General features: G+C 62.3%; 19 protein-coding genes. 14 read left to right on the forward strand and 5 right to left on the reverse strand.

Going from position 1 to position 20,187, the window contains the following annotated elements:
• The 4 genes from DWB85_RS17195 to DWB85_RS17210 all read left to right on the forward strand — a co-directional run.
• The coding region (locus DWB85_RS17195) for an ISL3 family transposase (protein WP_117956998.1) at positions 1 to 794 on the forward strand (794 nt) is incomplete at its 5' end.
• A 164-nt stretch (positions 795 to 958) separates the two neighbouring features.
• Positions 959 to 1,261, forward strand: coding sequence for an SDR family oxidoreductase (locus DWB85_RS17200; protein ID WP_117957001.1), 303 nt, complete (start codon positions 959 to 961; stop codon positions 1,259 to 1,261).
• A 3-nt stretch (positions 1,262 to 1,264) separates the two neighbouring features.
• A complete protein-coding gene (locus tag DWB85_RS17205) occupies positions 1,265 to 2,434 on the forward strand; it encodes a sulfotransferase family protein (RefSeq protein ID WP_117957003.1) in 1,170 nt (389 codons plus the stop codon).
• Positions 2,424 to 3,923 (forward strand): hypothetical protein, encoded by a 1,500-nt coding sequence (locus tag DWB85_RS17210; RefSeq protein ID WP_117957005.1) that lies wholly within the window; start codon positions 2,424 to 2,426, stop codon positions 3,921 to 3,923. The genes DWB85_RS17205 and DWB85_RS17210 overlap by 11 nt, the downstream gene beginning before the upstream one ends.
• Before the next feature lie 94 nt (positions 3,924 to 4,017).
• Here DWB85_RS17210 and DWB85_RS17215 read toward each other — a convergent pair whose 3' ends face one another.
• From DWB85_RS17215 to DWB85_RS17225, 3 genes are all read right to left on the reverse strand, one after another.
• Complete coding sequence (locus tag DWB85_RS17215; protein WP_117957007.1) at positions 4,018 to 6,015, reverse strand: tetratricopeptide repeat protein; 1,998 nt, start codon at positions 6,013 to 6,015, stop codon at positions 4,018 to 4,020.
• A gap of 179 nt (positions 6,016 to 6,194) precedes the next feature.
• On the reverse strand, positions 6,195 to 6,509 hold the full coding sequence (locus DWB85_RS17220) for a cytochrome C oxidase subunit IV family protein (RefSeq protein WP_117957009.1): 315 nt from the start codon (positions 6,507 to 6,509) through the stop codon (positions 6,195 to 6,197).
• Complete coding sequence (locus DWB85_RS17225) at positions 6,506 to 7,072, reverse strand: cytochrome c oxidase subunit 3 (RefSeq protein ID WP_117957011.1); 567 nt, start codon at positions 7,070 to 7,072, stop codon at positions 6,506 to 6,508. The genes DWB85_RS17220 and DWB85_RS17225 overlap by 4 nt, the downstream gene beginning before the upstream one ends.
• Before the next feature lie 188 nt (positions 7,073 to 7,260).
• Here DWB85_RS17225 and DWB85_RS17230 point away from each other — a divergent pair, with 188 nt between their 5' ends.
• Positions 7,261 to 7,533, forward strand: coding sequence for a PepSY domain-containing protein (locus DWB85_RS17230; protein ID WP_117957014.1), 273 nt, complete (start codon positions 7,261 to 7,263; stop codon positions 7,531 to 7,533).
• Positions 7,526 to 8,083: a cytochrome b/b6 domain-containing protein gene (locus DWB85_RS17235; RefSeq protein ID WP_117957016.1), complete on the forward strand. Its 558-nt coding sequence runs from the start codon at positions 7,526 to 7,528 to the stop codon at positions 8,081 to 8,083. The genes DWB85_RS17230 and DWB85_RS17235 overlap by 8 nt, the downstream gene beginning before the upstream one ends.
• Positions 8,084 to 8,115: 32 nt before the next feature.
• On the opposite strand, the gene DWB85_RS17240 is transcribed toward DWB85_RS17235, so the two are convergent.
• Entirely contained in the window at positions 8,116 to 9,453 is a 1,338-nt protein-coding gene (locus DWB85_RS17240) for a sensor histidine kinase (RefSeq protein ID WP_117957018.1), read from the reverse strand.
• Positions 9,453 to 10,109 carry a response regulator transcription factor gene (locus DWB85_RS17245; RefSeq protein ID WP_117957020.1) on the reverse strand — a complete coding sequence of 219 codons (657 nt, stop codon included), beginning with the start codon at positions 10,107 to 10,109 and terminating at the stop codon, positions 9,453 to 9,455. The genes DWB85_RS17240 and DWB85_RS17245 overlap by 1 nt, the downstream gene beginning before the upstream one ends.
• A 216-nt stretch (positions 10,110 to 10,325) precedes the next feature.
• Between DWB85_RS17245 and DWB85_RS17250 the strand changes: the two genes are divergently transcribed.
• The 8 genes from DWB85_RS17250 (at position 10,326) to DWB85_RS17285 (ending at position 20,184) form a co-directional block, all read left to right on the forward strand.
• Positions 10,326 to 10,661, forward strand: coding sequence for a PepSY domain-containing protein (locus DWB85_RS17250; RefSeq protein ID WP_117957022.1), 336 nt, complete (start codon positions 10,326 to 10,328; stop codon positions 10,659 to 10,661).
• Positions 10,662 to 10,847: 186 nt separating this feature from the next.
• Positions 10,848 to 11,474, forward strand: a complete 627-nt coding sequence (locus DWB85_RS17255) for a TetR/AcrR family transcriptional regulator (RefSeq protein WP_117957024.1) — start codon at positions 10,848 to 10,850, stop codon at positions 11,472 to 11,474.
• Positions 11,471 to 12,634: an efflux RND transporter periplasmic adaptor subunit gene (locus tag DWB85_RS17260; RefSeq protein ID WP_117957026.1), complete on the forward strand. Its 1,164-nt coding sequence runs from the start codon at positions 11,471 to 11,473 to the stop codon at positions 12,632 to 12,634. Before DWB85_RS17255 ends, DWB85_RS17260 begins: the two co-directional genes overlap by 4 nt.
• Positions 12,631 to 13,764 carry an ABC transporter permease gene (locus DWB85_RS17265; protein ID WP_117957028.1) on the forward strand — a complete coding sequence of 378 codons (1,134 nt, stop codon included), beginning with the start codon at positions 12,631 to 12,633 and terminating at the stop codon, positions 13,762 to 13,764. Before DWB85_RS17260 ends, DWB85_RS17265 begins: the two co-directional genes overlap by 4 nt.
• A gap of 2 nt (positions 13,765 to 13,766) precedes the next feature.
• Positions 13,767 to 14,474 carry an ABC transporter ATP-binding protein gene (locus DWB85_RS17270; RefSeq protein WP_117957031.1) on the forward strand — a complete coding sequence of 236 codons (708 nt, stop codon included), beginning with the start codon at positions 13,767 to 13,769 and terminating at the stop codon, positions 14,472 to 14,474.
• Between the two features lie 177 nt (positions 14,475 to 14,651).
• Complete coding sequence (locus DWB85_RS17275) at positions 14,652 to 16,844, forward strand: NosR/NirI family protein (RefSeq protein ID WP_162846182.1); 2,193 nt, start codon at positions 14,652 to 14,654, stop codon at positions 16,842 to 16,844.
• Positions 16,845 to 16,939: 95 nt separating this feature from the next.
• The gene (gene nosZ, locus DWB85_RS17280) at positions 16,940 to 18,895 is read left to right on the forward strand and encodes a TAT-dependent nitrous-oxide reductase (RefSeq protein WP_117957035.1); all 1,956 of its coding nucleotides are present in this window, start codon (positions 16,940 to 16,942) and stop codon (positions 18,893 to 18,895) included.
• A gap of 17 nt (positions 18,896 to 18,912) precedes the next feature.
• Positions 18,913 to 20,184 (forward strand): nitrous oxide reductase family maturation protein NosD, encoded by a 1,272-nt coding sequence (locus DWB85_RS17285; RefSeq protein ID WP_117957037.1) that lies wholly within the window; start codon positions 18,913 to 18,915, stop codon positions 20,182 to 20,184.
• Positions 20,185 to 20,187 lie beyond the last annotated feature (3 nt).

The following is a 20,187-nucleotide window of genomic DNA, read 5'->3' on the forward strand; positions in this document are numbered from 1 at the left end:
GGGAGGCGCTGGCCCCGAAGCGACTGAGCGTTGACGAGACCGCCTATCGCAAAGGGCATGATTACATCACGGTGGTGACCGAGCAGGAATCGGGCACGGTACTGCACGTTGCCGAAGACCGACTGACAAGTAGTCTCGGCAGCTTCTACGAGCAGCTTGATGAGAACCAGCTCGACGGTATTGAAGTCGTCTGTATGGACATGTGGCCGGCCTACATCAGGGCAACACGAGAGGCCATTGAGGATGCGGATCGCAAGATTGCCTTCGATCGCTTCCATGTCGCGCAGTATCTCGGCAAAGGCGTTGACCAGGTGCGCCGCGATGAGCACCGCCTGCTGCTCAAAGCCGGTGATCGGCAGCTGAAAGGCACCAAATACCAGTGGCTGCGGAGTCCGGACAACATGAGCTGGCACCAACGACGGGCCTTTACCTCGCTGCGTAACTCCACATTGAAAACGGCTCGTGCCTGGGCAATGAAAGACTTTGCGGCGCAGCTGTGGCACTACAAGCACCGGACGTGGGCGATGAAGGGCTGGAAACGCCTGATCAACTGGATGTCTCGCAGTCGCCTGGCGCCGATGAAGAAAGTGGCGGCTACGCTGAAGAAGCACCTGTGGGGCATTATCAACGCCGTTGTTCTGAATGCCGATAACAGTCATGCCGAGAGCATCAACAGCCGAATCAAGACGGTAAAGACGCGAGCGCGAGGGTTCCGCAACAAGCAACGATTCCGCGATGCCATCTACTTCCACCTCGGCGGCCTACAGTTGTATCCGGCTGGAGTTCGTCAATGATTACCCACCATGATTGGGGAAGACCCACCAAACATATCCTGAAAGATGACATCCTTTCTAACCAACTGAATTTGTTCAACAATTAACCGGACACACTGCTGTCCGGTTAACTGAGCCCATGATCCACGTAACTCCATGAATAGACTCCATTTTTTACCAATAAATTGTGGTGTCGACTTGAACGTAATAGAGCTTTCGGGCGACCTTTCGGGAAGNCCTGTAATATTATCTGTCCGGCGGCGGTGACCGACGCCTGGGAAACCTATGCGGCGATAGCGCCCGATGATGCACAGGCTATTCTCGACCTGAATCCGATGGGACGATTGGGCGATAGCGAACGCGACATCGGGCCACTGGCGGTGTTTCTGGCATCGGATGGAGCGCGCTATATCAATGGGAATACTATTCACGCGGACGGTGGCGGGCATATAAACGGCGTGCCCTGGAACTTCGATCTCCCCGACTGAGCCATGAGTGACTCCGAACCACGCTCCGCGATGTCCCAGTTCCTCGGCCTGGCGTCACTGCTGAGGCTGCTCCGTCGCTGGCCGGTTGAGCGGGGGTATCGCGCCTACGCGCTGAAGCGCCTGTTGTTCAGCGCGCTGGTGGAACCGTTTCGTTGCTACGAGGAACTGCGCTGGGGCAAGACAGTGTCACAGACGCCGCTGGCGGCGCCGCCGGTTTTCCTGCTCGGTATGGGGCGCAGCGGCACCACCCATCTGCACTACCTGTTCTGGCAGGACCCTCGGTTCGGTTTCGTCACTAATTACCAGGCGAGTCTCCATCCGGTGGCGATGATCGGCAGAGGCTGGCTGAAACGAAAGGTCGCCGCCGGCATGCCCGACAAGCGACCCATGGATAACGTGGCTGTCAGCCTCGATGCGCCGCAGGAAGAAGAGCTGGCACTGGCGACCATTTCAGAGCACGCCGCGTTCCACTCCGCCAGCTTTCCCCGGGCCCTGCCGGATATTTACGATCGTTATGTCACCGAACTGGGCCGGGATGAGAAGGAGCTGGAGCACTGGCAACAGGCCTACATGGCGGTTTTACGCAAGGCGACCCTGCTCGCGGAGGGTCGGCGACTGGTATTGAAAACCCCGGCCCATACCGGTCGGGTGGCGCTGCTGAATGAGATGTTCCCCGGGGCAAAATACGTTTATATCGTGCGCAACCCCTACAGCGTCTATCAGTCGATGCGCAATATGTATCGCCTTATCTTGCCGGGCCAGACGTTCCAGGCCATTGACTGGGACGCGATCGATCGCTGGATCGTCGATGCGTACCAGAAATTGCTGGGCAAGTATCTTGAGCAGCGGCAGTTGATACCAGCAGAGAATCTGGTAGAAATCCGTTTCGAGGACCTCGAAGCAAGGCCGCTGGAGTGTATGCAGGCCATATACAGCCAGCTGCAACTGGGGCCATTCAACGAGGTGGCGCCGCGGCTGCGGACTTACCTCGACGGCCTGCAGGGCTACACCAAAAACCGTTTTGAATTTCCCGCTGATGTTGTCGATACCGTGAATACCCATTGGGGTTTCGCTTTCGAGGCATTTGGCTACAGTAAACTCACCGGCGGCGATCAGGGCTATCAGGCACCCTCCCCCGCACCGCCTACCACGGGGCAGACCAGTGAAAAATGAAGGTTTTTGTGAGCGCTTGCAGCAACTGCTGGATGGCCAGTTGCCGATTGCCCATGGGCACAACGAGTTTATTGGTCATGCGGACACCATTCGCCAGCTGCTGGAAGTCGCGCCAGCTGCCATAAGAGACGATTTGCAGGCACTGTATGACTTGTTGGCGGAGGCCAGGGACGCCCGGGGTCTGGCGGTTCTGGGAGTATTCCCCAAACTGTGCCGGCCGGAACTCGCGGCGATTGAAGGCCGTATCGCCGATTACATTGCCGAGCACTGCGGGCTGCGGCTGGATGACGGTCACTATGTGGTTGGCGAATTGACCGGCAAGCCCCTGTCTACTGCCTGGCCAGGAGCGGGCAGTCCGCTGACCAATAACCGTTTTCCTTACCTGCTCGATACCTCCGCGTCCAACTACTTCAGTAACCGCTTCTGGTCTGGACCCGGAGCGCCACCGGATTTCGTCGCGGTGCCGGAGGGTGGCCATGTCGTTCTGCGTGGACAGTACCTGCGTTGCCGCTACTTTGCGTTCCACCCCTGCGATATCGACACCAATACATTGCCGACACTGATCGACGCAGATATTGAACCGGATGCGGGCAGCGTGAACCCCTTTCGGCAAGCGTGTGGCGAGGGCGATGATACCTGCTTCACGGTAAAACTCAGGTTTTTACCGCGTCCGGCAGAGCCGGAGCCAAATACCATTTATGCGGGAGAGAAAAAACATGGCGGCGACAATCAGGCCGTTTTTTTGCTGCTCCGAACCACCGACTCGGTGTTGGGTGCTGATCCACCCAACAGCACCGGCGTGCCCCTGCCGTCGATGACGGTAGTCGCTGCTGACGGCTCTGTGGTTGAACACCACGAAAGCTGTTTGCCCTATGCCGATGGCCAGTATCCGGTGGAAACGACGCATTTCGCCGCGCTGCCGATTCCTGATTATCGCGCCCAGGTGGCAGCGGGAAAGTTCAGCTCGCGTTCTAACTGGGGCCTGCCCTACGATATACTGGCCAGTGACGACATTCTTTACCTGGGCTGTCCCTACAGTCGTCGCCTGGGGGAGGTATTCGTTATCCGTGGAAAGGCGTTCAGGACGCCGGATACGCCTCGGGAGCCGGTCTATCTTCAGCAGGCGCAAATCCGGGGATTCACCATTACCAACTACAACTTCTGGGCGGGCATCTGCAACGACGCGATTGTCGATCGCGATCTGGTACTGGACGCAGAGGGTTACTTCACGGTGGTGGTCTCCGGCCCGGAAAACCGGCCGCGGAATGCCTCAGCCGACAATCAGGTCAACTGGATGGACTGGGGGCCCTATCTTGATGGCCAACTCACCTTCAGGCTGCTGTTGCGAACCAACCCGCTACTGTTGCGCTTGCGGGAGCTGGCAGAGGGTGGGGCCGAGGACAGCGAGCTGCAGCCCTATCTGCCGCGCATGGGGCACTGTGCCAAAGCGGAATTTGAAACGGCGGGCTGGCAGGCAGCCTGCCAGTAGTTCGCTGATGCAAAGCTCCTGGTCGGGTAGAGCAGGGCGCAGGGGGCCGCTGGCTGTTACCGCTGTTGGCCCTGGGACGGGCGTAAACCGGGGCCTATTCCCGCCGTGCCACCAACGCCTCAAAGCGCGGCAGTTGCCGCAGCCTGCCCAGGTTGGCATCTGCCAGCGCCAGGTGCCGGGGGAAACCCGCGTCCAGCGCCCGCTGCAGGGCCGCCATGGCGTCCGCTTCCTCACCGAGCGATACCAGCGCCGTGGCATTGCTGTAGTTGACGTACGCATCATCGGACGCCAGTGCCAGGGCCTCGGCCAGGGCGTCGAGGGCAGCGCGTTTTTCCCCCAGCGCCGCCCGGTAATGGCCTACCAGCGCCAGGGCACGGGCGTCGGCGCCGTTCACCGCCAACCGTTCCTCGGCCAGCCTGATGGCATTGGCATACATTGGCCCCGACATGTCGTTGCCGCTGCTGGTGTATCGGTAAACATCGCCCAGGTTGCCCCATAGCTCGTAGTCTTCCGGGGCCAGTTCCACTGCCTGGTGGTACATGGGCAGTGCCTCGTCGTAGCGCTCGAGAAAGTACAGGCTGGTGGCCACGTTGGCGTAGGTCACGCTGCTGGGCGCCAGAGCCAGCGAGCGGCGCCAGGCCGCGGCTGCCTGCTCGTACTCACCCATCATGAAACGCGCGGCGCCGAGGTTGCTGAAGGCGTTGGCGCTGTCCGGCATCAGCTCGCTGATGCGCCGGTAATAGGGAATAGCCTCTTCCGCGCGGCCCGTGAGAAACAGGAAGGCCGCCATCTTGCTCTGCGCCTGCCAGTGGTTGGGGTGGTTGTCGATGGCCGCGCGATAGTGATGCTCGGCCTGGGCGCGCTGGCCCTGTGCGAGGTAAGTGTCGGCGAGCCCGAGGTGAGCCTCGATATGCGAGCCATTCATCGCCAGCGCCGTGTCGAACTCGGCGATGGCCTGGCGGTACTGGCCCGAGGCCAGGTACAGCTTGCCCAGCCCGATGTAGACGCTGGGCGCCCGCCGGTCCAGGGTCAGGGCACGCTGGCAGGCCGCTTCGGCGCCGCGAAAGTCCTCGCTGTCGCGTGTCATGTTGTACCTGGCAAGCAGGGCTTCGCAGCGCCCGGCGTGGGCGTCCGCCAGGCCCGGGTAGCGCTCGATGGCACGGTCAAACAGCGCCAGGGCGAAGGTCAGGTGGTCCTGGTCCGTGGGCAGGCGCAGGTAGGCGCGACCGCGCAGGTAGTAGTCATAGGCCAGGGGGTCCACCGTGGTGTTGGTGCTGAGCAGCTTCTTCGCCTCCGGCGACAACAGCACCTGTAGCTGCTGCACTACCGCGCTGGCGATCTCGTCCTGCAGGGCCAGCAGGTCGCCGAGCTGACTGTCAAAGGTTTCCGACCACAGGTGGTAGCCGGACCTGGCCTCGATCAGCTGCGCCGTCACCCGCACCCGGTCGCCCTCATGGCGCACGCTGCCCTCGAGCACGTGGCCCACCCCAAGCTGCTTGCCGATGGTCTTGATGTCGGCGTCCCGGTCCTTGAAGTAGAAGGAGGAAGTGCGGGCCGCGACATCCAGTTCATTGAGCTTGGCCAGCAGGTTGAGAATCTCCTCGGCGAGGCCGTCGCCCAGGTAGTCCATCCCGGCCTGGTCACTCATGTTGACAAAGGGCATTACTGCAATGGAGGGGCGCCGCGGTGGCTGGTAAGGGGCCTGCTCCTCGGCGCCCTGGGCGGCGGTACTATCCAGGTCGGTGAGGCGGTCCAGGTAGAGGAAGCCGACCATCAGCGACAGCAGCAGGATAACGACAAACTCCACCACCAGGGCGATCGACACCACCGAGGTGCGCGGCGGCGAGGTGATCGGCGGCGTCTCCACCAGCCCCTCGCGGGTGAGATCGAAAAACCAGGAGATGGCCAGGGCGATGGGGAAGCCAGCGGCGGCGAGGACCAGCACCACGTTGATCGCCGCTTCCGGCACGCCCGCCACCGGGAAAAATATGTCGGCTACCTGCAGAACGGCCCACGCAGCGGCGCTGTAGAGTGCGGCGGCGCGATGAACACCGCGGACCTTCAGTTCTTCGATGAACTGGTGCACATTCATAGGCGTGATCGCCAGTTGACCTGAAGCCCTGCCGGGGCAAACTCCTTGGCTGCCCAATCCTTTGGGTACTTAAGGCGACAGCAACCACTCTGGCACCCTCCACGCATTTTTCAGTGTAGGCCAAACCCGGCAATTCACAACCCGCGCTGGGGCGGTGGCCTCGGGAAAGTGTCCCGTTTTCAGGCTGCCAGCGCTGAGGGGGTAAAGAGGAAGGCGGCGGCAATCACCCCTACGCACAGCAAGGCCAGGCTGGCCAGCAAGCCCCGCCAGGCGCTGCTTGCGGTGCGCAAGTTCAGGTAAACCCACATGATCTGGCGGCACTTGAACAGTGTGCTCGCCAATACCAGCAGCGGAGACCACCAGGGCAGGGGCTGCCAGTTGCCGGCACTGCCCAGGGCCGCACCCATCGAGACCAGGGTCAAGGTCACCAGCACACCCCAGTTGAGCATGAGCAGCTTCGGGCCCGGATGCGCGCTTTCGCGTTCAGTTGTCATCGCAGCAGGTAGAGCAGGGGATAGAGCAGCACCCAGATCAGGTCCACCATGTGCCAGAAGGCGGTGACAGTGACCACATTCGCCTGACTCGGTAGCCATATCGCCAGTCCCAGCAAGACCAGCCCGAACAGGACATGGGCGAAATGGAATCCGGTCAGCAGATAGTAGAAGGCGAAAAAGCTGTTGCTGTCCAGGGTATAGCCAGACAGCCAGACCGTGCGGTATTCACCTGTCTTGACCACGCAAAACAGCACCCCGAGGAGCATGGCCGCAGACAACCAGCCCCGGCAGCCCGTCACTTTCCCGCGCAGGCTGGCCTCCACCGCCAGGGCGGCGAACAGGCCGCTGGTCAGTAACACGATGGTGTTGAGGCCTCCCGTCACCGGGTGCAGCTGTTGCTGGGAGGCAATGAAAAGATCCGGCTCCAGCGCACGCATCCAGGCATAAACAGCGAAAAATGCCGCAAATACCACCAGTTCGCTGATGATGAGCACCCACATCAAGGGATTGCCAGGCAGGGAGTTCAAGGGCCCCCAGTCGTCCTGGCCGCTGGCCTGGTTCATATCCTGGTTCCAACTATCGACACGAAAGCAGCACTGTAACACGGCACAAAGCCCGGCACAGTCACCACGGTGCCCGCCCTGGCCCGGTGTCCAGGCGTCCTGGCGTTAAGGTTACTGTCAGGTCCCGGGCGTTTAATAGCAAGCATGCCAAGCCGGCATAGCGATTAGAGAAACCAAGGAGAAGCAACATGAAAATTCACACTATCGCCGCCACCGCTGCCCTGCTGTTCGCCGGAGCCGCGGTCGCAGGCCCGCAATGTACCGATGCCCCCAAGTCCGAGTGGATGACCGAGGAGGCCATGCAGCAAGCGCTGGTCGAGCAGGGCTATACCATCGACCGGTTCAAGGTGACCAAGGGCAACTGCTATGAAATCTACGGCAAGGACAAGCAGGGCGTAAAGGTGGAAATATACTTCAATCCGGTCACCGGTGAACCCGTCAAGGAGCGGAGAAATGACTGACACCCTGCAAGCGGGTGGCGTCCGCCGGGAGGACCGGATCAAGGTCTGGGACCCGGCGGTACGGGTCTTCCACTGGAGCCTGGTGACGGCCTTCGCCGTCGCCTACTTCACCGGCGACGAGGCCGAGACAGTGCATCACTGGGCAGGTTATATCGCACTGGCGCTGATTGGCCTGCGGCTGGTCTGGGGGGTGATCGGCACCCGGCATGCACGCTTCACCGATTTCGTGCCGCGCCCCGCACAACTGCAGGCTTATATGCGCCAGATGCTGCGCGGTCGGGAGCCGCGATACCTGGGCCATAATCCGGCTGCGGCAATGATGATCCTGTTCCTGCTGCTGGCCACTACCGTGATCGGGGTCAGCGGCTGGCTGCTCACCACCGACTGGGGCTGGGGCAGCGAACTGCTGGAGGAGTTGCATGAGGGCACGGTAAACATCACAGTCGTGGCGATTGTGCTGCATGTGGGCGCGGCTATCTACGAGAGCATACATCACCGCGAAAACCTGATTCGCTCGATGTTTACAGGTTACAAGCGGGCCGGTAAATAAGCCCGCACCGCCACCTGAGCTGTCGCCTGCGCTCAGGTACCGGCCAGCGGGAAGGCGACCCTGGCTTCAAAACCGTCCGCCCTCCCGGATGCGGGGGACTGGAAGCTCATGCGGGCTCCCACGCCGGCGACGATGGCCTCGGCAATCGCCAGGCCGAGCCCGGCACCCCGGGCCGCCGTGTTGGCGCGCACAAAGCGCCGCCCCAGTCGCGGCAAATCCTCCGCGGGGATGACCTCACCGGCGTTGACGATACGCAGCAGCCCCCCGGCAGACAGGCTGACTTCTACCTGTTGCCGGTCGCTACCGTGTTTGAGGGCATTGTCCAGCAGGTTCCGCACCAGAATGGCAAAAGCATCCGGATCGATTGCGCACAGGCATGTGCCGCTTTCCGGCAGCGCCAGCTCGATCCTGTCGCCTGCGGGCGACTGCCGCAGCTCGTCGACGACTATCTGCAACAGGCTGGCCAGGTCGTGTTGCTCCGTGGATAGCAGGCCTCCGCCCTCCGCCTTGGCCAGCTGCATCAACTTCTCGGACAAGTCGGATAATTTGCGCAGCGCGTTTGCGATGCCTTGCGCGCGCTCCCGTGCACTGCCCGGCGGCAGCTCGCGCTGCAGACGCTGGGCCTGAGCCAGTGCGGTGGCGATAGGGGTGCGCAGCTCATGGGCGCTGTTGGCGGTGAAAGACCGCTCGGCTTCCAGCGCCCGCCGCAGGCGCTCCAGCAACTGATTGACTGATTCTGCGATAGCGAGGAGTTCCACCGGCAGGTCAGCCACCCTGACCGGGGACAGGTCGCCGGTGCCGCGGGACTCGATCTCATCGCGATAGGCGAGCACAGGGCGCAGGCTGTAGCGCACGAAGATCCAGCTGAAGAAGAAGCAGAGGGGCGCCAGCAGGGCCAGCGGCCACAGCAGGGTCACTGCCATGGCGCGGATCGCCTGCCGCCGTTGCGCCAGCGGTTCGGCCACCTCGATATGCAGGGTGCGCTGTACCGCCCAGGCGCCGTAGAAGCGGTGTGTCGCCGAGGACGTGAAGCCATCGCGCAGCTCGCGGTTAAACACCGCCGGCTCGGCATTGTGCGACCGCAGCAGCGTCCGCCCCGTTTGATCGCGCACAATATAGACCAGCGGCTCGTCGTGGGCCTCGAAGGCGACGATATGCTGGGGCTGTCCGTGGTCCTCCCGGTTGATGACTTCAACCACCGCCAGTGGCATGATCCGTTGCGCGGTCTCCGCCAGGGCGCTGTCAAAACGGGTATTGAGCTGTTCCCTCGCGGCGAGCAGTGTGCCGGCAAGTGCGAGCAGCCAGAACAGGGTCACCCCGACGGTGAGGCCGGTGCCGAGGGTGGTCTGCAGGCTGCGCGGCAGTGGCATCAGGTCTTGATCCGGTAGCCGAGGCCACGCACGGTCTCAAGGCTGTCGCGCCCCAGTTTCTTGCGCAGGCGACTGATGTAGACTTCGATCGTATTGCTCTCGATCTCGGCCCCGAAGGCATACAGGTGGTCTTCCAGCTGCGCCTTTGACAGCACCGTGCCCGGCCGCTGGGTGAAGGCCTCCAGCAGGGCCCATTCCCGCGCCGTCAGCTGGATGGCCTCGCCGTCGCGGACTACCGCGCGTTGGTTAAGGTCGATCTCCAGGCACCCGATCCGGCGCACGGGATTCGGGTTGCCAGAGTAGCGCCGGGATACGGCCGCGATGCGCGCGGAGAGCTCCGACAGATCGAAGGGTTTTACCAGATAGTCATCTGCGCCGGCATCGAGGCCCTTGATACGATCAGAGATCTGGTCCCTGGCGGTCAGGATAATCACCGGGGTCGCCGCTCCGGAGCGGCGGATGCCCTGCAGCAGGTCGATGCCGCTGCCGTCGGGCAGCATCAGGTCCAGCAGCACCAGGTCGTAGTGGGTTGTTTGCAGGCTGGCCTCGGCGTGGGCAAGGCGCTGCACCCAGTCGACCGCATGGCCATGATCGCTAATCTCATCCCGAATCACGGCGCCCAACTCATCGGCGTCCTCTACCAGCAGTATCCGCATCGGTATCTCGCTGTTCTTCCCTGTCCCGAATCATAACCCAGTTAAGCGCGCTGTCACCCATTCCACCATTGTCCGGGGCTGGCTGACAGCACAGCCACAGCTGCGCCCGGGCCAGTGCCGGCGGGGCGCATGGGGAGCGCAAATCCGCCTGGCGTTCAGTTCACTGTCAGGAAAGGGTTTTAGTATCGACGCTGCGGCAAATTAAGGAGACGCACTATGAAACACACACTTTTTACGGCGATAGTCGCCGGCTCCCTGCTCAGCGGCCCCGCGCTGGCGAAAGACGATTGCACCGACCCCGTGGCTGACTGGCAACCGAGAGAGCAGTTGCAGGCGCAACTGGCCGCCAGCGGCTGGCAGGTCGACCGGGTCAAGGTGGATGACGGTTGTTACGAGGTCAGGGGTCTGGATCGCAACGGGCACCGGATAGAGGCCAAGTTTTCCCCGGCAAGCCTGCAGATTGTCGAGCTGGAAATCGAATTTGATTCGTCGGGCGACACTTCCGACTACCTGCTGCCGGGCGCACCCGGCGCCAGGGCCGGCGCGGAGTGAACGGCAGCTTCCCGGACGCGGGGCTTGAACGGGGCTCGATGTGACGGGGTGTGGCCCGCAAGAGGTCACACCCCAAGGGTCCTGGCATCCAGTGCTGGCACCAGTCCGCTATCGGGCAACAGCGTTGACAAAGCCATGAAGGCTCACCTATAGTTAGTTATAGTATGCTAACTAAAGGTGAGCGTAATGCGTACCCGCAAGTCTGCCGAAGCGCGCAAGGCGGAAATCGTCGATGCGGCGCTGCGACTGGCCGACAAGGTTGGGCCCGAACGCCTGACCACCGACGCCATCGCGGACGCCGTGGGGCTGACCCAGCCGGGGGTCTTCCGGCATTTCCCGAAAAAGCAGGACCTGTGGCTGGCCGTGGCCACGCGTATTGGCGCGACCATGGAGAGCCGGTGGGCGAAAGCCCAGAGCGCGAGCGCTGAACCGCTCGATCGAATCCGCGCGCTGGTCAGTGCCCAGTTGCGCCTGATTCAATCCACGCCGGCGATTCCCGCCATCCTGTTTTCCCGGGAACTCCACACCAAGAACAAGGGCCTGCGTGAGGCGTTCTTCGCGCTGCTGAGCCGGTTCCAGCGCCTTCTCGCCGATCTGGCAGGCCAGGCCATCAGCGCCGGTGATCTCCGTGAGGAGCTGCTCGCCGATGACGTGGCATACCTGGTTCTGGGACTGGTACAGGGTCTTGCCGTGCGGTGGTCGATCAGTGGTCGCGGCTTTGACCTGGTTGCCGAGGGCGAGCGGCTGCTGGCCGTGCAGCTAGCCGGGATGCTCAGCGACTCCTGCGCCAGCAACCCACGGGCCACGTCATGAACAGGCGGGTCAGGAACGTGTTGCTCGCGCTGGCCGGGGTTTGCCTTGCCGCTACTGTGGTCGCCGTGTTGCTGTTTGTTCGCCCGCTCACAGTCGAGGTGGTGCAGCCCGCTGCGAACATCCCTGTCCAGGTGTTTGGTCTGGGGACGGTAGAGGCCCGGATTAGCTCCAGCATCGGTTTCGAAGTGGGGGCGGGGCTCGTCGAACTGCACGCGGATCACGGTGACCGTTTGCAACAGGGCGAGATCATTGCCCGTCTACAGAGCGCCGAGCAACAGGCTCGTGTGGCTAAAAGCCAGGCCGGGATCATCAATGCCGAGGCCGCCGTGAAGCGCGCCCAGGCGGCGGTAGATAAAGCGATCGCGGTGCTTACCCAGAAAGAGCAGCGCAACAAACGCAAGCAGGCGCTGTTAGCCAACAACACCGTTGCCGCGGAAGTTGCCGAGGAAGCACAGATGGAGGCGGCGGTGGCTGCCGCGGAACTGGCAGTCGCGAGGAGCGACAGGGAGGTTGCCCAAGCGGCGCTCGCCGACGCCAGGTCGCAATATGACTACGAGCGAGTACTGCTCGACCAGCACGTACTGAGAGCGCCTTACGACGCTATCGTGGTGGCCCGCCACAAAGAACTGGGTTCCGTGTTGAGTCCCGGCGAGCCCCTGTTTACCCTGGTTGCGCCAGAGACCGTCTGGACGCTGGCCTATGTCGATGAAGCACGCGCTGGCGATATCCGGGTCGGCCAGGCTGCCCAGGTTCGCCTTCGCTCCCAGCCGCGACGCCTGCTGCAGGGGCAGGTGACGCGGATCGGCATTGAAAGCGACCGGGTGAGCGAAGAACGCAGGGTCTATATCGCCTGTGACGGCTGTCCGCAAAGCTTCCATCTGGGTGAGCAGGCTGAAGTGTTCATCACCACGGCCGTGCTGGACAATGCGCTGCTGGTGCCGGAAGCGGCGGTGACGGCTTTCGATGGCGCCCAGGGGCTGGTCTGGACGGTGGATGATGGCCGACTGCGGCAACAACAAGTCGTCTTCGGCAAGCGCACCCTGGATGCCCGCCTGGAGATAGTGGACGGGCTGCCCGATGGCCTGCAGGTTGTCAGTGAACAGGCACCGGGGCTGCGTGAAGGCCGCAGGGTGCGTGTTGCGGCGAAACCGGCGCCATGAATCTGGCCTATCGGGATATCCGCCACAATCTCGGCCGCTTTCTGCTCACCTGCTTTGGCCTCAGCCTCTTGCTCGGGGTGGTGCTATCGATGATCGGCATTTACCGCGGCCTGGTGGAGGACGCCCTGACCCTGGTGCGTACCCCGGGGGTCGATGTGTGGGTGGTGGAGTCCGGCACCCGCGGCCCGTTTGCCGAGTCCTCGCGCATCCCCGGCGACACGCGCGAAGCGATAGCCCGCCTGCACGGTGTGAGTGCAGCGGGCAGCATCACCTACCAGTCCATCGAAACCCGCCATGAGGGGGTGAAACTCAGGCTTTACGTGGTCGGTTATGAACCTGGCCGACCGGGCGGCCCGGACCGCATCATCGCTGGGCGCGCCCTGGGCCGAAGCCACTATGAAATGCTCGCCGACAGGCGTACCGGCCTCAAGCCCGGAGATCGGGTGACACTGGGGCGCGACACATTCACTGTGGTCGGCCTGACTGATGGGCAGGTGTCTTCCGGTGGCGATCCGGTGATTTACCTCACGCTCAAGGATTCCCAGCAGCTGCAATTCGAGCTGGCGCCCCCGGCGGCGCGGCGGGAAATAGCCCGGGGTGCCGGCCCTGGAACCACCGATACGGTCAATGCCATTGTTGCCAGAGTGCGGCCGAACGCCAGCGCAGATACCGTTGTGGAAACCGTGCAGCGCTGGAAGCACCTGGCGGCAATGACCCAGGCAGGGCAGGAAATCATCCTGACCCGCTCGGTGGTCGAACGGGCACGCAAACAGATCGGCCTGTTCACCGCGATTCTGCTGGTGGTGTCCGCGGTTATCATCGCCCTGATTCTCTATACCATGACCATGGACAAGATTCGGGAGATCGCCACCCTCAAACTGATCGGTGCGCCGGACCGCACCATCATCGGCCTGATTCTGCAGCAGGCACTCGCCATGGGCGTCATCGGCTTCGGCTTTGGGGCTTTGCTCATCATTACCATCAAGGACTACTTCCCCCGGCGCGTCGTGCTGCAGCCGGAAGACGGGCTGGCACTGGCGGCCGCGGTGATTGTGGTCTGCGTCATCTCCAGCGGTCTCGGTGTGCGCCTGGCGCTCAAGGTCGATCCCGCCACGGCGCTGGGCGGCTGAGCATGAGCACAGCGAAGCAGCAGGCACCTCTGGTCAGTGTCGGCGATGTGTCCAAGCATTTTGGCGAGGGAAGTACCCGCGTTGATGCGCTGCGCGAGGTCAGCCTGGAAGTCTATCCGGGAGAAGTGGTTGCCCTGCTGGGCCCCAGTGGTTCCGGGAAAACCACGCTGCTTAACGTCATCGGCTGTATTACCGAGCCCAGCAGCGGCAGGGTCAGCCTGGACACCGAACTGGTGTATGACGGCAGGTGGTTGCGCGATGACCTGCGCAAGCTGCGGCTGGAGAAAATCGGTTTCATATTCCAGTTTCATAATCTGCTGCCCTTTCTCAACAGCAAGGACAATGTCGCCGTGGTATTGAGCCTGGCGGAATTTGACGCCGACGCAGCGAGTCGACGTGCAGTGGAGTTGCTGGACTACCTGGAAGTCGGCCACCGCAAGGATGCCATGCCGGCAAAGCTGTCTGGCGGTGAGGCCCAGCGCGTGGCGATTGCGCGCGCACTGGCCAATAAACCCCGGATTATCCTTGCCGATGAGCCTACAGCGGCGCTGGATTCACAGCGTGCGGGTATCGTGATGGACCTGTTGCGCAAGGTTGCCGAAGAACAGCAGGCGGCGGTGCTGGCGGTTACCCACGATGAGAAAATCTTTAATCGCTTCGATCATATTTTTCATCTCAGGGATGGCAGGCTGGAAGCAGGGCACGGCTAATGCACGGAAAGTAACCGTCATAGGGACAAGAGGCCTGAAACGGACCACTGTTATCGCAGTGCCAGGAGGCTCCGCGCAAGGCCTGCGATTTATTTGTTATGCCATATGGTGCAAGATAGTGCTGCACTGTTCACCCATCCCGCCCCAGCAGGTGCGGTAATCGGAGTTTCTGTCGCTATGAAAAGCACACTCTCGATCCTACGTGTTGTCTTCGCCGTCATTGCCATTCAAGCTACATTCTGTGGCAGCGCCCTGGCCCGTGACAGCACCACGGTAATGAGCGAAGTCCTCGACAGTCACAGCCCCGCCGAACTGTACCCCGGTGCCGACCGGATCGAGCCACCCGAGGGCGACTTCCACGCCGCCAGGGTGTACCGGGGTGAGGAGCAACTCGGCCTGCTCTTCCTCAACTCCTCGGTGGTCAACTCGGTGGGCTACTCGGGCAAGCCGATTCACGTGCTGGTGGGCCTGGACAATGACGGCGTTATCCGTACCGCGCGACTTATCGAGCACTCCGAACCTATTGTCCTGATCGGGATACCGGAATCGAGGATCACGCCCCTGATCGACAAGTTCCTCGGCACCGACCTCACCGAGGTCGCGCGCACGGTCAATACCGAGCAGCCTTTCGATGCCATCAGTGGCGCCACGGTGACTATCCGGGTCATCGATGACAGTATCGTCCGCTCGGGTATCAAGGTCGCGCGGCACTATGGCCTGGGGGGGCTGGAATCCCGCCAGGCGGGCCCAAAGGCCACCATCGACGCCGACAAGATGGCGGTCAAGAGCTGGCCGACCCTGCTGGCGGAGGGCTCCCTGGGCCAGTTGACCATCACCCTGGAGAAAGTGAACCAGGCCTTTATCGATTCCGGTGACGAGGAAGCGATGAAGCACCCCGAGGAAGGGCCGCCCGACGACTTGTTCATCGACATGTATGCCGCCCAGGTATCGGTGCCCTCGATCGGCCTTAGCCTGCTCGGCGAGGCCGAGTACCGCAACCTGCAGAATGCGCTGAAGCCGGGGCAGCAGGCGATCCTGCTGGCGGGGCGTGGCCTGTATTCCTTCAAGGGCTCCGGCTATGTGCGCGGCGGCATCTTCGACCGCTTTGAGATTGTCCAGGGTGATGACGCCATCCGTCTCACCGACCTGGATCACAAGCGCCTGCGGCAGGTCTACGCCGCCGATGCGCCGGAGGACCTGCGCGAGGTCGACCTGTTCATGATCCCCGAGGGGGCGACCCTGAACCCGGCCCGGCCCTGGCATGTGCAGCTGCTGGTGAGCCGCGAGACCGGCCCGCGGGACAAGTCCTTCGTCACTTTCAACCTGGACTACCAGATCCCGGAAGCGTACCTGAAAATCGAGGCGCCGCCGCCGGCCCCCGAGACCAGCTTCTTCAATCCCGGCCCGGACGCCCCGTTGTGGCAGAAGCTGTGGGCGGAAAAGTCGACCGAAACCTTCGTCCTCCTGGCCGCGCTGCTGCTCCTCAGCGGAATATTCTTCTTCCAGAATTCCATCGTCCGCAACTCGCGCCTGACCAAGCGTCTGCGGGTCGCTTATCTCCTGTTCACCCTGTTTGTACTGGGCTTTTATGCCAACGCCCAGCTGTCGGTGGTGAATATCCTGACCGTATTCAGCGCGTTGATCAGCGGCTTCAGCTGGGAGTATTTCCTGATGGAGCCCCTGATTTTCGTGCTCTGGGGCGGTGTGTTCGCCGGCCTGCTGTTCTGGGGACGCGGCGCCTACTGCGGCTGGCTGTGTCCCTACGGCGCGATGCAGGAGCTGCTCAACGGCCTGGCCAAGTGGGTCAAGGTGCCGCAGATCACCCTGCCCTGGGGGCTGCACGAGCGGCTGTGGTCGCTGAAGTACCTGATTTTCCTGGTTTTGTTTGGGGTTTCCCTGCACTCGCTGTCGATGGCCGAGCGCCTGGCCGAGATCGAGCCATTCAAGACCACGATCATTCTCAAGTTCGTCCGCGACTGGCCCTATGTGGTGTTCGCTGTGGCCCTGCTTATTCCCTGCCTGTTCATCGAGCGCTTTTACTGCCGCTACCTGTGCCCGCTGGGCGCCGCCCTGGCGATTCCGGCACGCATGCGCATGTTCGCCTGGCTCAAGCGCTATCGCCAGTGCGGTAACCCCTGCCAGGTATGCTACAAGGAGTGCATGGTGCAGGCGATCCACCCGGAAGGGGATATCAACGTCAACGAGTGCCTGTACTGCCTGCACTGCCAGGAGCGCTACTACGACGACCAGGTGTGCCCGGTGTGTGTGAAGCAGCGTGAGCGCGACGAGCGCCGGAGCATGATCGCCTCGGACAAGACCGAGGCCCAGGGCCGGGCCATTCTTGAGGAGCTACGTTCGAAGAAGACTTGATCTGGGACATTGTTGGGCTATCCTGAGGGTGCGACACTTTGTCGCACTCCCAACAGAATTATTCGTTCGGCTATCAACTGCCTGAGGAACCAACAATGACCGACAAGAAATCGTCCGATCCGCATAGTGACCCGAAGACCAACCCCGAAACCGACGCCATCGATACCAGCAAGCGCGAGCTGCTGTCGCGCAGCGCCAGCCTGGCCACTGTGGCGGGGCTTGGCGCGGCCACCGGTGGCATCGCCACTGCCAGCCTGGGCAGTTCGCCGGCGGTTGCGGCGAGCGAAGGCAAGGGGGCTGTAGCCCCCGGCGACCTGGATGACTACTACGGTTTCTGGAGCAGCGGCCAGACTGGCGAGGTGCGTATTCTCGGCATTCCCTCCATGCGTGAGCTGATACGCATTCCGGTATTCAACCGCTGCAGCGCCACCGGCTGGGGCCAGACCAACGAGAGCCGCAAGGTCCTGACCGAGGGCCTGCTGCCCGAAACCCGTGAGTACCTAGACAAGCACGGCGATGGCATCTGGCACAATGGCGACGCCCACCACCCCCACATGTCCTTTACCGACGGCACCTACGACGGCCGCTACCTGTGGATCAACGACAAGGCCAACACCCGGGTTGCGCGCATCCGCTGCGATGTCATGAAGTGCGACAAGATTCTCGAGATTCCCAACGCCTCGGACATCCACGGCCTGCGCCCGCAGAAGTACCCGCGTACCGGCTATGTATTCGCCAACGGCGAACACCGGGTGCCGATCCCCAACGACGGTTCCATTCTCGATGAGCCGGAAAAGTACCACGCCATTTTCACCGCGGTGGACGGCGACACGATGAAAGTTGCCTGGCAGGTGATGGTCGACGGCAACCTGGACAACTGCGACGCGGACTACCAGGGGCTGTATGCGGTCTCCACCTGCTACAACAGTGAGGGCGGCGTGAACCTCGCCCAGATGACGGCCAACGAGCAGGACTGGGCGGTGGTGTTTGACATCAAGGCTATTGAGGACGGGGTCAAGAAGGGCGATTACCAGACCATCAACGGGGTGCCGGTGCTGGACGGCCGCAAGGGTTCCCGCTACACCCGCTACGTGCCGGTGTCCAACAGCCCCCATGGCTGTAATACCGCGCCCGACGGCAAGCACATTGTGATCAACGGCAAGCTGTCGCCGACAGTAACTGTGCTGGATGTGCGCCGCTTCCCGGACATGTTCGCGGACAAGATCGAGCCGCGCGGCGTGGTGGTGGCCGAGCCGGAGCTGGGCCTCGGGCCCCTGCACACCGCATTTGACGGCAAGGGCAACGCCTTCACCACCCTGTTCCTCGACAGCCAGGTCGCCAAGTGGAATATCGACAAGGCGATCGAGGCCTACAATGGCAAGGACGTGAATGCGGTGCTGGAGAAAATCGACGTGCAATACCAGCCCGGCCACAACCACACCTCCATGGGCGAAACCAGGGAAGCCGATGGCCAGTGGCTGGTGTCACTGAACAAGTTCTCGAAGGACCGCTTCATCAATGTCGGCCCGCTGAAGCCGGAGAACGAACAGCTGATCGACATCACCGGCAAGAAGATGAAAATCGTCCACGATGGCCCGACCTTCGCCGAGCCCCACGACTGTATCCTGGTGCGCACCGACATTGTCAATCCGCAGAAAACCTGGACCCGTGACGACCCGATGTGGGCCGATGCCAGGGAGCAGGCGGCCAAGGACGGGGTCAACCTCGAGTCCGACAACAAGGTGATCCGCGACGGCAACAAGGTGCGGGTCTATATGACCTCGATAGCGCCGAGCTTCGGCATGGAAAAGTTCACCGTCAAGCAGGGCGATGAGGTGACCATCTGTGTCACCAACATGGACCGGGTGGACGACCTTACCCATGGCTTGACCATGGCCAACTACGGTGTGTGTTTCGAGGTTGCGCCGCAGGCCACCGCTTCGGCCACCTTCATCGCAGACCGGCCCGGGGTGCACTGGTTCTACTGCCAGTGGTTCTGTCACGCACTGCATATGGAGATGCGCGGCAGGATGCTGGTGGAACCGGCCTGACCCACAGCCTTCCACTCATGCGGTACCTTCCCCGGGCGACGGCGGCCATTGCGGCCGCCGCTTTCGTGCTTGCCTGCCCGCCAGTGCCGGCCACCGAACAGCCGGTGGCGCCGGGTGGGCTCGGCGCGGCCCTGGCCAGTGCGGCAGAGGGCGCCGTGCTGCGGCTCGCCCCCGGGCGTTACCGCGGCCGCTTTACCATCGCCCGCAGTGTCGCCCTGGTCGGAGACAGTGATGCCGTTATCGAGGGTGACGGCAGTGGCACGGTGATCACCGTGGATGCCCCTGGGGTGCGCATCCAGGGGCTGACCATCACCGGCTCCGGGCAGACACTGGCGACTGAGGACAGTGGCATTTTTATCACCGCCGCAGGCGATGGCACGGTGATCGCCGGCAACCACCTGCGCGACAACCTGATCGGTATCTATCTGAAGGGCCCCGACCGCGCCACGGTGCGGGACAACCTGATCGAGGGCCTGCAGGATTTGCGCGTCAATGAGCGCGGCAACGGGGTGCAACTGTGGAATACGCCGGGCTCGGTGGTGGAGGGCAATCGCATTCGCTACGGCCGCGATGGCATATTTGTCACCACCAGTCGTGACAACCGCTTTGCCGGCAATCACTTCTCGGACCTGCGCTTCGCCGTGCACTACATGTATACCCACGACAGTGCGGTGACCGACAATATCTCCACCGGCAACAAGGTGGGCTACGCGCTGATGTACTCCAACCGCCTGGTGGTGCACAACAACCGCTCACTGGGCGATTCGGAGCGCGGAATCTTCTTTAACTTCACCAATGAATCGACGATCATGGGCAATATCGTCGCGCCCTGGAAAGACCACAGTAGCTCCGAGAAGTGCGTGTTTGTATACAATTCCAATTTCAACCAGCTCAGCGGCAATGACTTTCGCAGCTGCGAAATCGGTATCCATTTTACCGCTGGCTCCGAGGACAACGCGATCTGGGGCAATAACTTTATCGGCAACCGCAACCAGGTGAAATACGTGGGCACACGCGAGCTCGAGTGGTCGTCGCAGCAGCGCGGCAATTACTGGAGCGACCATATCTCCTTCGATCTCGATGGCGATGGCACTGCCAACCAGGCCTATCGTCCCAATTCCGTGTCCGACCAGATCCTGTGGCGCTATCCCATGGCCAAACTGCTGATGAACAGCCCGGTGCTGCAGATTCTGCAGTGGGCACAATCCGAGTTTCCCGCACTGCATCCGGGGGGCGTTACTGACAGCTACCCCCTGATGAGCCCGGTCGTCACAGGAGGCGAGGGGTGAATT

The sequence above is a fragment of the Seongchinamella sediminis genome, assembly GCF_003457605.1.
Classification (GTDB): domain Bacteria; phylum Pseudomonadota; class Gammaproteobacteria; order Pseudomonadales; family Halieaceae; genus Halioglobus; species Halioglobus sediminis.